General features: G+C 63.4%; 5 protein-coding genes, 1 tRNA gene, 2 rRNA genes and 6 pseudogenes (1 of these 14 running past the window's edge). 6 read left to right on the forward strand and 8 right to left on the reverse strand.

The window, feature by feature from the left end; translation table 11 throughout:
* Positions 1-2: 2 nt before the first annotated feature.
* A complete protein-coding gene (locus tag AC2S9W_RS00875) occupies positions 3-716 on the reverse strand; it encodes a helix-turn-helix domain-containing protein (RefSeq protein WP_172709678.1) in 714 nt (237 codons plus the stop codon).
* 661 nt (positions 717-1377) lie between these two features.
* Positions 1378-1716 (reverse strand): annotated as a pseudogene (locus AC2S9W_RS00880) (integrase core domain-containing protein); the annotation flags it as partial.
* Positions 1717-1869: 153 nt separating this feature from the next.
* Here AC2S9W_RS00880 and AC2S9W_RS00885 point away from each other — a divergent pair.
* Positions 1870-3166 (forward strand): annotated as a pseudogene (locus AC2S9W_RS00885) (IS110 family RNA-guided transposase).
* Positions 3167-3375: 209 nt separating this feature from the next.
* On the opposite strand, the pseudogene AC2S9W_RS00890 reads toward AC2S9W_RS00885, so the two are convergent.
* The 3 genes and pseudogenes from AC2S9W_RS00890 to istA form a co-directional block, all read right to left on the reverse strand.
* A pseudogene (locus tag AC2S9W_RS00890) lies at positions 3376-4165 on the reverse strand (IS3 family transposase); the annotation flags it as partial.
* Between the two features lie 106 nt (positions 4166-4271).
* Positions 4272-5108, reverse strand: a complete 837-nt coding sequence (istB, locus tag AC2S9W_RS00895; protein WP_067182650.1) for an IS21-like element helper ATPase IstB — start codon at positions 5106-5108, stop codon at positions 4272-4274.
* Positions 5105-6618 (reverse strand): annotated as a pseudogene (istA, locus tag AC2S9W_RS00900) (IS21 family transposase). The gene istB and the pseudogene istA overlap by 4 nt, the downstream one beginning before the upstream one ends.
* Positions 6619-6914: 296 nt before the next feature.
* Here istA and tnpC (AC2S9W_RS00905) point away from each other — a divergent pair.
* From tnpC (AC2S9W_RS00905) to AC2S9W_RS00925, 5 genes and pseudogenes are all read left to right on the forward strand, one after another.
* Positions 6915-7615, forward strand: a pseudogene (gene tnpC, locus AC2S9W_RS00905) (IS66 family transposase); the annotation flags it as partial.
* A gap of 150 nt (positions 7616-7765) precedes the next feature.
* Positions 7766-7996: a transposase gene (locus AC2S9W_RS00910; protein WP_486570931.1), complete on the forward strand. Its 231-nt coding sequence runs from the start codon at positions 7766-7768 to the stop codon at positions 7994-7996.
* A gap of 210 nt (positions 7997-8206) precedes the next feature.
* The gene (gene tnpB / locus AC2S9W_RS00915; protein ID WP_486570932.1) at positions 8207-8563 is read left to right on the forward strand and encodes an IS66 family insertion sequence element accessory protein TnpB; all 357 of its coding nucleotides are present in this window, start codon (positions 8207-8209) and stop codon (positions 8561-8563) included.
* Between the two features lie 31 nt (positions 8564-8594).
* Positions 8595-10110: pseudogene (gene tnpC / locus AC2S9W_RS00920) on the forward strand (IS66 family transposase).
* Positions 10111-10169: 59 nt separating this feature from the next.
* The gene (locus AC2S9W_RS00925; protein WP_486571496.1) at positions 10170-10364 is read left to right on the forward strand and encodes a hypothetical protein; all 195 of its coding nucleotides are present in this window, start codon (positions 10170-10172) and stop codon (positions 10362-10364) included.
* Positions 10365-10380: 16 nt separating this feature from the next.
* Here the strand turns inward: AC2S9W_RS00925 and AC2S9W_RS00930 are convergent.
* From AC2S9W_RS00930 to AC2S9W_RS00940, 3 genes are all read right to left on the reverse strand, one after another.
* Positions 10381-10457: transfer RNA gene (locus tag AC2S9W_RS00930), tRNA-Met, on the reverse strand.
* A 109-nt stretch (positions 10458-10566) separates the two neighbouring features.
* A 5S ribosomal RNA gene (rrf, locus tag AC2S9W_RS00935) occupies positions 10567-10681 on the reverse strand.
* A 117-nt stretch (positions 10682-10798) separates the two neighbouring features.
* Positions 10799-11815: ribosomal RNA gene (locus AC2S9W_RS00940) — 23S ribosomal RNA — on the reverse strand; it runs 1776 nt beyond the window's last position.

The raw sequence follows: 11815 nt of genomic DNA on the forward strand, positions 1-11815 counted from the left end.
CCCTAAAGTTCGATCAGGATGCGGATGGAGGCAGCATCGACCCCCGCCGCGCGCGCGATGCGCTGGCGCGCGGTGGCGATCTCGGCCTTCAGCATGTCCATGTCCTCGGCCGCGGCTCGGCGGCTGGCCGCCTGCGCCGATGCCCGCAGGCCGACCATGGCGGCATCGCCGACGATCTCCTGTTCGGAAACGCGCAGCGCGGTCGCGAGCGCGTGCAGGCTTTTCCGGCGCGGCACGGTGGTGCCCTTTTCCCACGCCCAGACGCTCGGCTTGCTGAGCCCGGCCGCCCTGGCAAGGCCCGCAAGGCTCATCCCGCGCGCCTCGCGCAGGCGGCGCAGGCGCATGCCCAGCGGCTCGGCGGCGTCGGCAGCCACAGCCTCGCCCCCGTCGGCCGGATCGACATCGGACGGCAGGGGATTGCGTAGGCGCGCGGCGCTCAGCACGGCGCGCGGCAGCGGCTGGCGGAAGCGGCAACCGAACAGCCGCTCGCTCTGCCACACGACCGAGGCGACCACCTCGCCCGCCTCGGGCAGCACAATGGTGAAATCCTGGCCCAGCAGCAGGTCGGCGGCGGTTTCGATCAGCGCGCCGGTCACCGACAGATTGTGCACGGTCACGGCGGTCCCGCCCTGCCCTGTCGTACCGCCCTCGACCGTCAGGTTGAGCCGCAGGCGGTCCGCGCGCTGTCGGGCGGAGCCGGCGGGCGGTTCCATCATCGTTCCGTGAATGACCATAGGCGCGCGATCTTCGCAGCGAGGCGTTGCCGAGGGGTTAACGGCCCGCCGGGAAACGCCCTCTCCGACATCCGCCGACGACCCGCGAACGGAGCGGGAGGCGGATGACGGGATGGCGGCGGGCGGGAAGACGGGGGGAACGGACGAGGACATGATGCCTTTCATTTCGGCCTGGTCGCCCAACCGCCAGAATCCGGCCGGATAGGCCGTACCGAGCGAAACGCGCACTCGTCAGCGATCGTTGCCGCGATCCGCCGCAAGCTTGGCGCGGTCCGGCGTGGATGCAGCTCGTGTCGACGCTCCGCAGAGCAGAAATCCGGTTAAGATTCGGATGCAGCCTGTTCCATAACAGGACGGCTTGCCTGCCGGGCATCGCGACCGGTCCGGCGGTTAACCCTCAAGACCCCCATCATTCCCGGCTTTCCCAGAGTTTCCTTACATTTACCGCCTCGCGATTCTGGGCGACGGGTCATTTTGGGGGTTCACATAAAAATTAACTCCCGTATTAAATTGGCCCTAACGGAGGGGGGGTGAGTCGGGTCGCGACTTCCCCGGGCATAGGGATGCCCAGGACCGCAATTACGCGGACAAAAACCGTTCAGGTTTATTTGACCGGCCCCCACCGAGTGGTCCGATCGGATTGTTAGTGCATTGACGCCTCCATCGCCAGTGTTGGCCGTAGGTGGAGCGAAGCGGAACCGGAGGGCGACACTGGCGATGGAACAGCCTCTGGCGCCGGTGGTCGATATCCCAGCGAGCTGTGCGGCCGGACGGTGTTGTAATGACGCCTCCACGCCTCGATCAGGATACGAGCCTCGGCGAGCGAGTAGAAGATTTCGCCGTTGAGCAGTTCATCGCGCAGCGACCCGTTGAAGCTTTCGCAATAGCCATTCTCCCATGGCGATCCGGGCGTGATGTAGAGCGTCTTTACGCCGATCTGGGCGAGCCATTGCTGCACCGCCGTCGCGATAAACTCCGGACCATAGCACATTGGGAAGCAGCCTTTCGAAGGGCCGCGATGCCTTGATGGAGACAAGGGCGCGTAGCGCCCGCCGGCTTCATCAAGGCAGTCATGACCGGCCAGCAGGTCTCTAAAGAGATGTTGTCGACACAACTCTTTGGAGGCTGACCGATCATGACCAAGCTGTATTCTACGCCACCCGACGCCGTCCTGGTAGCCATCGATATGTCGAAGCACCGCCAGGAGGTTCTCCTCGAACGACCGGAGGGCGGCCGCCGACGCCGTATGACCGTCATGGCGACGAAGGCGGACTATGACCGGCTGGCGGACGATCTGACGGCCATCGGTAGGCCCGTGATCGTCGGCTTTGAAGCAACCGGCAACTATCACCGCACGTTGGCGCATCGATTGCTGTCCGCCGGGTGCGAACTGCGCCTGATTTCGTCGGTCGCCTTGGCCCGGACACGCGAAGCGCTGCACAATGGCTGGGACAAGAATGATTCCAAGGACGCGCAAGTCATCCTGCACATGCTGAAGATCGGCGCGACCCAGCGCTATGTCGATCCGCTGGCGGCAGGGATCAACGATCTGCAGGAGATGTCGAAGACGCATGAAGCCATATCGAAGGCGAAGACCCAGACCTGGCATCGGATCCTCACGCATTATCTGCCACTGTATTTTCCGGAGATCGAGCGTTTCGCCGGCAACAGCCGGTCCGACTGGTTCCTGGCGTTGATCGAACGCTTCCCGACGCCGGGCAGCATCACCTCGATCGGACGCGAGGCGTTCACCGAACAGGCTTGGCCGCTGATCGGTCGCAAGGTCTCCAAGGCCCGGGTGGTCAACGATATTTACGAGACCGCCTGTGCATCGATCGCGCTGCCGATCGACGAAGATTCCACGGCGGTCGCCATGTTCCGCATGGTCATCGCCCAGGCGCGCACCCTGATTCAGCAGCGTAACGAGATCGAACGGATCGCCCATGACGCGCTGGCGACGAACAGCGATTATCAGCTCCTGCGCATGATCCCCGGTATCGGTCCGATCAACGCCCTGACGATCCTGGCCGAGGCCGGCGATCTGCGCCGGTTCAGCCACCATCGCCAGTTCCTCAAGTTCTGCGGCCTCGACCTCGCTACCTACCAGTCAGGGATATTTCGGGGGCGGACGAAGCTATCAAAGTACGGCAATGCCCGGCTGCGACGCACCTTCTGGATGGCCACGCAGGTCGCGATCCGACAACCCAACAACAGCTTCCGTGACAAGCTCTCCCGCTATGTCGATGGCCATGCCGACGACCCCGATCGCCGCCGCAAGGCGATGACCGCTCTCACCGCCAAGATGGCGCGCGTCGTGCACGCCGTCATCAAGACGGGAACCGAGTACCGCCCGTTCGTCGAACGGGCGGACACCAGATGGAAGGACCCCTCTCTGCTGTGCCGTGAGGGCGCTACGGCGACCCTGTAGATAATGTTCGGGCCTTCCATCTGGCATGCGTATCTCATCTTAAGGACGGTGAGGACCACGATCCCGATGATCGATGGATCCTGTGTTTGCTATGGCCGAGAGCGCCTTCCTTGACGATGGAAGCCATCTGGATCATAAAATCATCAGCGCCGATCACACTCGGCGCAACGAGACCTGCTGGCATTTTCCCGCTGCGCCTTCCCAACATAGGACGTTGTCCGACCTGATATGCGCCGGCGGCCCACGCGTGACGAACAGCTCGGAGAGTGCCGCCAGCACGTCATCGCTCCTGAGCTTGCGCGCGACCGGCAGCGCCGGCACTCCCGGCTCGCCTCGTCGATGATCGACAGGATCCGATATTTGCGACCATCGTGGGTCCGCCCTTCGACGAAGTCGTAGGACCAGACATGCCCGGGATATTCCGGCCGGAGCCGGATGCACGATCCGTCGTTCAGCCACAGCCGCCCGCGCTTCGGCTGCCTTTGCGGCACCTTGAGCCCCTCGCGCCGCCAGATGCGCTCGACCCGCTTGCGGTTCACATGCCACCCCGCATCGCGCAGCAACGCCGTCACCCGGCGATAGCCATAGCGACCATATTGCCGGGCCAGCGCGATGATATCCTCGGTGAGAGCGGCTTCGTCATCCGCCCCGCGAGGCGCCTTGCGCTGTGTCGATCGGTATTGCCCGAGCACGCGGCAGAGCCGCCGCTCGGACACCGGCATCATCCTTCTGATGTGGTCGATACAGCGCCTTCGGCGCGCGGGGCTCAGAAGTTTCCCCGGGCAGCTTCCTGCAGGATCAGCTTGTCCAGCGTCAGGTCGGATATCGCACGGCGAAGCCGCGCATTCTCTTTCTCCAGGTCCTTCATCCGGCGCGCCTGATCGGTCTTCAGGCCGCCGTATTCCTTGCGCCAACGATAGTAGGTCTGCTCGCTGATCGCGATCCGACGGCACGCCTCGGCGGTCGTGGCGCCCTGCGCCAGCACAACCTCCGCTTCACGCAGCTTGCCTGTAGCGCGACGATCTGGATGAGAAGTTAGCGACGATCAGGATGAGAAGCGCTGACCGCGACGGTGCCGTTTTGATGTGTTTAATTGTCGCTGGCAAGGCCTATGTCGCAGGTTGATTGTCGTGGAGCGACAGGCCGGTATTTTTGATTGTCGCGACCTTTGCGGGCCGACCTGCGCCGTGCTGCTTTCGGTCGATCGCGGCGCGCCGCCGATAGCTTTCGACGTTCATTTCGAAGATGGTGGCGTGGTGCACGAGGCGATCGACAGCGGCCAGCGTCATGGCGGGATCGGGGAAGACCCGGTTCCATTCGCCGAACGGCTGGTTGGCGGTAATCAGCAGCGAACGCCGCTCGTATCGCGCGCTGATCAGCTCGAACAGGACCGAGGTTTCGGCTTGGTCCTTGGCGACGTAAGCCAGATCGTCCAGGATCAGCAGATCGAAGCGATCGAGCCGATTGATCGCGTTTTCGAGCGTAAGCTCGCGGCGCGCAACCTGCAGTTTCTGGACGAGGTCGGAGGTCCGGACGAACAGCACGCGCCAGCCCTTTTCGATGAGCGCCAGTCCGATCGCCGACGACAGGTGCGATTTGCCCCCGCCGGGCGGGCCGAACAGGATCAGGTTCGCGCCGTTTTCGAGCCAGCTGTCTCCGGCGCAGATCGCCATGACCTGCGCCTTCGATATCATCGGCACCGCGTCGAAGTCGAACGTATCGAGCGTCTTTCCCGGCAACAGCTTTGCTTCCGCCAGATGCCGCTCCATCCGGCGGCGACCGCGTTCGGCGATCTCATGCTCGGTGATGGCGCTGAGGAACCGTGCCGCCGGCCAGCCCTCCTTGTCGGACCGATCGGCGAACGTCGGCCAGAGCTGCTTGATTGTCGGAAGCCGCAGCTCATTGAGCATCAGGGTGAGCTTGGTCGCATCGATGCCCTGGGTCATGCCATTTCCTCCGCGCGAGGAGCCAGCAGCGCTTCATAGGCGCTCAGCGGGACGAGCTCGACGATAACCTCGGGTAAAGCCGCGGGGTCGGGCGCGAACCGCGCACGCAGCGCTGCCATGTCCGGCATGCCCTGCGGCGTCGCCAGCAGGGATTCCAGCACGCCAGCAAGCTCGGCCTCGCAGGCCCGCTCATGTGCAAGGCTGAGCAACTCGACCATCGTCCGGCACGCCATCCGATCGGCGAGCCGCTCGATCAGCCGGTCGAACATGCGCCGATAGGCCTCGCGCGGGAAGAGCTGGTCACGGTAAACGAGGTTCAGCAACGCCATCGGCTTACGCCGCAGCGCATGGATCACATGGCGATAATCGACGACATGATCATGCTTGCCTTTGCGGTCGGCGCGACCGCGCGGCAGAGTGAACAGGGGCGTGCCGCCGAGGAAGAGCTCAAGCCGGTCGTCGTAAAGCCGTACCCGCAGCCGGTGACCGATCAGCCGCGACGGCACCGTGTAGAAGACCTTGCGCAGCGTGAACCCGCCCGAGGAGGTGACCATGACGAGCACCTCTTCATAATCGCTGGTGCGCATGCCCGGCAGCGACTGAAGCACCGCCCGCTCGGCGTCGATGCGCTTCGCGCTCCGGGCATTCTTGCGCGCGACGATCTCGTCGATGAAGCGTCGATATTCCGCAAGCTCGCCAAAGTCGACCGATCCGCGCATCAGCAGGGCATCACGCACTGCCGCCTTCAGATGCCCGTGCGCGCTTTCTATCGCGCCATTCTCGTGCGCAACGCCGCGGTTGTTGCGGCTCGGCTCCATCCGGTAATGGCGGCACAGCGCGTCATATCTGTGCGTCAGATCATCGCGCGCCGATGCATCCAGATTGCGGAACGCCGCCGACAGGCTGTCGCTGCGATGTTCACGCGGCGCCCCGCCCAGCGCCCACAGCGCATTTTGCAGACCCTCCGCCAGCGCGACATAACTCTCGCCGCCAAGGATCACATGGGCATGCTCGAAGCCCGAACAGGCGAGCCGGAAGTGATACAGCCGGTGGTCGAGCTCGACCCCCGCGATCCGTACACCCAGATCGGCCATGTCCGTAAAATCCGACAGCCCCATCCGCCCCGGCTCGTGCACCGGCGGAAGATCACATCGCGATCCGGGCCTTGCAGCGCCCGCCAACTGCGGATCCGACGCTCCATCGTCCGCCGCACTCCATCGGGAAGCTCAGGATGACGACGCTGCATTTCTTCGAACACCGCGACGGCGCGGATTCCCGGCGCACTCTCCAGAAGCGGTACAACCTCGCTATCGAAGATATCCGCCAGCGGATCGGGGCGACGGCGACCGCGCGGCGCCTTCTTTTGCGACGGCAACTGCGCATCCTGCTCCAGCCGATAGGCCGTCGCCGTGCTGAACGCCGCGCACGCCGCCGCTGAACGCGGCGACACTGTCTGTCTCATCTTCATATATAATCTCACCTGATGATCGTTGATATGGCTCCCAGGCACCGCTTCTCCCCTTCAGAAGGAGGCGCCACCTGACAGGTCACGATCACCAAAAGCGCCCTTCCAGAAGAAAAGGCGCTCGCGGCGGTGTGTCTGTCGCTCCTCGGGGCTTCGCCCCTCGTCCCGACAGACACACCGCCGCCTTTCTCATCTAGATTGTCGCGCTGTTCTCACCTTGATTGTCGCGCAGCAGCTTGCCAATAATCTCTTCCGGGCGATGCTTCTTGCTCGGCATTCCGTATCTCCTTCGTCGTCCAAAATATCATCAATTTTGGACCACTCAGAAGGGGGCAGATCAGGGCGGCAGCGATCCACCGATCGTCGCCTATGTCTATGCTCCGGATCGCAAGGCCGAGCGTCCTCACGCGCATCTTGGCGATTTCGCGGGCATCCTGCAGGTCGACGGCTATGGCGGCTACACCGCGCTCGCCCGGCGGCGACAGCAGATCCGGCTCGCTTTCTGCTGGGCGCACGTGCGCCGCAAGTTCTACGATCTCGCCGACACGTCGCCGGTCTCCACCGAGGCGCTGCGCCGCATCGCCTTGCTCTATGCCATCGAGGACGACGTACGCGGTTCATCCGCCGAGCGGCGCCGCGCCGTCCGGGCCGAGCGCAGCCGCGCCATCGTCGACGATCTTCACCAGTATCTTGTCGCCCGCGGCCGCCGGTCAGCGCCAAAAGCAAGCTTGGCGAGGCGATCCGCTATGCACTCACCCGCTGGGACGGCCTCGTGCGATTCCTCGACGATGGACGCATCGACCTCGACTCCAATACCGTCGAACGGTCGATCAGGCCGCTGGCTCTCAATCGCAAAAACGCCCTGTTTGCCGGCTCCGACGAGGGCGGAGATAACTGGGCCGTCATCGCGACCCTCATCGAATGCTGCAAGCTGGGCGCCATCAACCCCCACGCGTGGCTGACCGACACGCTCACCAGCCTTGCCAACGGTCATCCCATCCAAAGCGTCGGCGATCTCATGCCCTGGTTCGACGTGGCCTGAAAACACCGGTTACGGAGCAGCCGACCACTGTCGCCAATTATCTTATGACTAATGTGGCTGAAGCGTAAGCGGAGGCGTGACCCCACCTTGCGGGAGTGACGCGCAGCGCCGAGTGTCCGCGCCCTGATCGTGGGGTAGGAAGCTGGTGCTATGACGATGCCATATGATGATGCTGGCACCAGCGGGGTTCAGCGCTTCGAGGTTTTCACCGGTAGGGGCAAGCGGCGGGATTGGCCGCCAGAGTTGAAGGCCTCGATCGTTGCGGAGAGCTTTTCGGGTCACGAGACGGTCTGTGCGGTGGCGCGTCGGCATGGCTTGAGCCCCACGCAGTTGTTCAACTGGCGCCGCGATCTGCGCAAGCGCCTGGAAGGCCGGGCCTGACGTTGCCGACGGCGGCTCCCGCCTTCGTCCCTGCTGTGATCGATCCGCTGCCCGCGAGCGATCCACATCCAGCTGTCAAGCATTCCGCGAAGCGGCGGCGTCCCAGGCAAGTGCGGTCGAGCTGGAGATCGACGGCGTGGCGGTGAGGATCGGCCGAGGCGCCGATGTCGGCGTGATTGCCGCGGTAATCGAAGCACTCAAGGCCACGCGATGATCGGCCCCGGTGCCGGCGCGCGCGTGATGGTCGCAACGCGTCCCGTGGATTTCCGCAAGGGGCCCGACGCGCTCGCCGCGCTGGTCGCCGCCGAGTATGGCGGCGATCCCCGGTCGGGCGTGATCTATGTGTTCCGGGCGAAGCGCAGCGACCGGATCAAGCTGGTCTGGTGGGACGGCACGGGACTCTGCCTGATGGCCAAGAAGCTGGAGTCCGGCGGCTTCAAGTGGCCGGGCATCCAGGACGGTGTCATGCGCCTCACGGCCGCGCAGCTCGGGGCTCTTCTGGAGGGACTGGACTGGCGCCGCGTCCATGGCGGGCGCCGGCCACAGGCACCGCAGATTGCTGGTTGACGGGGCGTTCTTCCGCTGATTCACTGCTCCCATGCTCGTGGAAGCGGACCTGCCGGATGATGTTGACGCGCTCCGCGCGCTCGTCCTCGAACAGGCCCGCAAGCTCGAGAGTGCCGGTGCGGAAGTCGAACGTCTGAGGGCGATCCTCGAGGCGTTTCGGCGCCACCGGTTCGGCCGCCGTTCCGAACAGCTCGATCCCGATCAGCTGCAACTGGGTCTCGAGGATGTCGAGGCGGCGCTCGCCGAGGCCGAGGTCGCCGCCGAAGCGAAGGCCGGAAGGCCTCACAGCGATCGGGTGCGCAAGACCAACCGCGGTTCGCTGCCGTCGCATCTCGAACGGATCGAGCAGGTCGTGGATATCGAGGATAAGGCCTGCCCCTGCTGCGGCGGTGCGCTCCACCAGATCGGCGAGGATGTCGCCGAGCGTCTCGATGTCGTGCCGACCACCTTCCGCGTCCTGGTCACGCGCCGACCGCGCTACGGCTGCCGCGCGTGCGAGGGCACGGTCGTGCAGGCTCCCGCACCGCCGCGTATCGTCGAAGGCGGCATTCCGACTGAGGCGCTGATCGCCCAAGTGCTGGTATCCAAGTATGCGGATCATCTGCCGCTTTACCGGCAAGCCCAGATCTACGCCCGACAGGGCATCCGGCTCGATCGATCCACCCGGCCGATTGGGTCGGCCGAGCAGCATGGTATCTACGCCCCTTGCGTGACCATATCCTCGAACAGCTTCGCCGGTCCGAGCGGCTGTTCGCCGACGAGACGACGGCGCCGGTGCTCGATCCCGGGCGCGGGCGGACCAAGACCGGGCAACTCTGGGCCTATGCCCGCGATGACCGGCCATGGGGCGGCAGCGATCCACCGATCGTCGCCTATGTCTATGCTCCGGATCGCAAGGCCGAGCGTCCTCACGCGCATCTTGGCGATTTCGCGGGCATCCTGCAGGTCGACGGCTATGGCGGCTACACCGCGCTCGCCCGGCGGCGACAGCAGATCCGGCTCGCTTTCTGCTGGGCGCACGTGCGCCGCAAGTTCTACGATCTCGCCGACACGTCGCCGGTCTCCACCGAGGCGCTGCGCCGCATCGCCTTGCTCTATGCCATCGAGGACGACGTACGCGGTTCATCCGCCGAGCGGCGCCGCGCCGTCCGGGCCGAGCGCAGCCGCGCCATCGTCGACGATCTTCACCAGTATCTTGTCGCCCGCGGCCGCCGGTCAGCGCCAAAAGCAAGCTTGGCGAGGCGATCCGCTATGCACTCACCCGCTGGGACGGCCTCGTGCGATTCCTCGACGATGGACGCATCGACCTCGACTCCAATACCGTCGAACGGTCGATCAGGCCGCTGGCTCTCAATCGCAAAAACGCCCTGTTTGCCGGCTCCGACGAGGGCGGAGATAACTGGGCCGTCATCGCGACCCTCATCGAATGCTGCAAGCTGGGCGCCATCAACCCCCACGCGTGGCTGACCGACACGCTCACCAGCCTTGCCAACGGTCATCCCATCCAAAGCGTCGGCGATCTCATGCCCTGGTTCGACGTGGCCTGAAAACACCGGTTACGCTGAAGCGCTCCGCTTGGTTGTGCTCACCCGCTCTGTCCGCGAATATGAAAACCGCGATGAAGAAGATTTTCCGGTCGACCTGGTATTGCCCGATGGCGCTACCGACGATTTTAGCAGTAACCGTCAACTCCGGCCGCGCGCAATCGAAGCGTGGAACAAAGCAAAAGTCGGGATTCCGAATTTGGAATGGTCGGAATGCCGCCCGCTCCGAACAGCAAAAAAGCCCACTAAGCTCGTAGCCTAGTGGGCTTTCTATGGTTGCGGGAGTAGGATTTGAACCTACGACCTTCAGGTTATGAGCCTGACGAGCTACCGGGCTGCTCCATCCCGCGTCAACCAATCGCCGATCCCGGAATCCGGGACCGCAGAAACGGCAAAGGGCGGCCAACGCCGCCCGACCATTATGAATGGGTTCCTCTTCGACCTTACGCCGGCTGCAATGCCTGGCGACGTCCTACTCTTCCGGGGCTTGAGCCACAGTACCATCGGCGCTGTCAGGTTTCACGGCCGAGTTCGAGATGGGATCGGGTGGGGCACTGACGCCATGGTCACCAAGCAATGAAGCCGGCGTAGGTCGGATAGGGGTTCAATCGATGCCCGTGCATAATGGCTGTTATTCATATCATCCACATCACCGGCAATCCGTTCAGGATTGTCGTTGATGGTGGGACTCTTCAAGCGCGAATAGAGCAATTAGTATCGGTTAGCTCCATGCGTTACCGCACTTCTACATCCGATCTATCAACGTGGTGGTCTTCCACGGCTCTAAGAAATCTTATCTTGAGGGAGGCTTCCCGCTTAGATGCTTTCAGCGGTTATCCCGTCCATACATAGCTACCCTGCTGCGCGGCTGGCGCCACGACAGGTACACCAGAGGTATGTTCAACCCGGTCCTCTCGTACTAGGGTCAACTCCTCTCAAATTTCGACGCCCACGGCAGATAGGGACCAAACTGTCTCACGACGTTCTGAACCCAGCTCACGTACCACTTTAATTGGCGAACAGCCAAACCCTTGGGACCTGCTCCAGCCCCAGGATGTGATGAGCCGACATCGAGGTGCCAAACGATTCCGTCGATATGAGCTCTTGGGAATCATCAGCCTGTTATCCCCGGCGTACCTTTTATCCGTTGAGCGATGGCCCTTCCACTCGGGACCACCGGATCACTATGACCGACTTTCGTCTCTGCTCGACTCGTCAGTCTCGCAGTCAGGCAGGCTTATGCCATTGCACTCTCGCAGACGGTTTCCAACCGTCCTGAGCCTACCATCGCGCGCCTCCGTTACTCTTTAGGAGGCGACCGCCCCAGTCAAACTACCCGCCACAGAGGGTCCCTGATCCAGTTTCATGGATCGAGGTTAGACATCAGAAAACAACAGGGTGGTATTTCACCTATGGCTCCACACCAGCTGGCGCCGGTGCTTCAAAGCCTCCCACCTATGCTACACAGTTCTTTCCTAATGCCACTCTGAAGCTGCAGTAAAGGTGCACGGGGTCTTTCCGTCTAACCGCGGGTACTCCGCATCTTCACGGAGAATTCAATTTCGCTGAGCATCTCCTGGAGACAGTGGGGAAGTCGTTACGCCATTCGTGCAGGTCGGAACTTACCCGACAAGGAATTTCGCTACCTTAGGACCGTTATAGTTACGGCCGCCGTTTACCTGGGCTTCGTTTCGGAGCTTGCACCCCT

It is taken from the genome of Sphingopyxis sp. 550B (genome assembly GCF_057401805.1).

What these genes read in the sequence shown, in the direction of transcription:
- AC2S9W_RS00875 (WP_172709678.1), bottom strand. Translation starts at nt 716, where the DNA reads ATGATGGAACCGCCCGCCGGCTCCGCCCGACAGCGCGCGGACCGCCTG.
- istB (WP_067182650.1), bottom strand. Translation starts at nt 5,108, where the DNA reads ATGACCCAGGGCATCGATGCGACCAAGCTCACCCTGATGCTCAATGAG.
- AC2S9W_RS00910 (WP_486570931.1), top strand. Translation starts at nt 7,766, where the DNA reads ATGACGATGCCATATGATGATGCTGGCACCAGCGGGGTTCAGCGCTTC.
- tnpB (WP_486570932.1), top strand. Translation starts at nt 8,207, where the DNA reads ATGATCGGCCCCGGTGCCGGCGCGCGCGTGATGGTCGCAACGCGTCCC.
- AC2S9W_RS00925 (WP_486571496.1), top strand. Translation starts at nt 10,170, where the DNA reads ATGAAAACCGCGATGAAGAAGATTTTCCGGTCGACCTGGTATTGCCCG.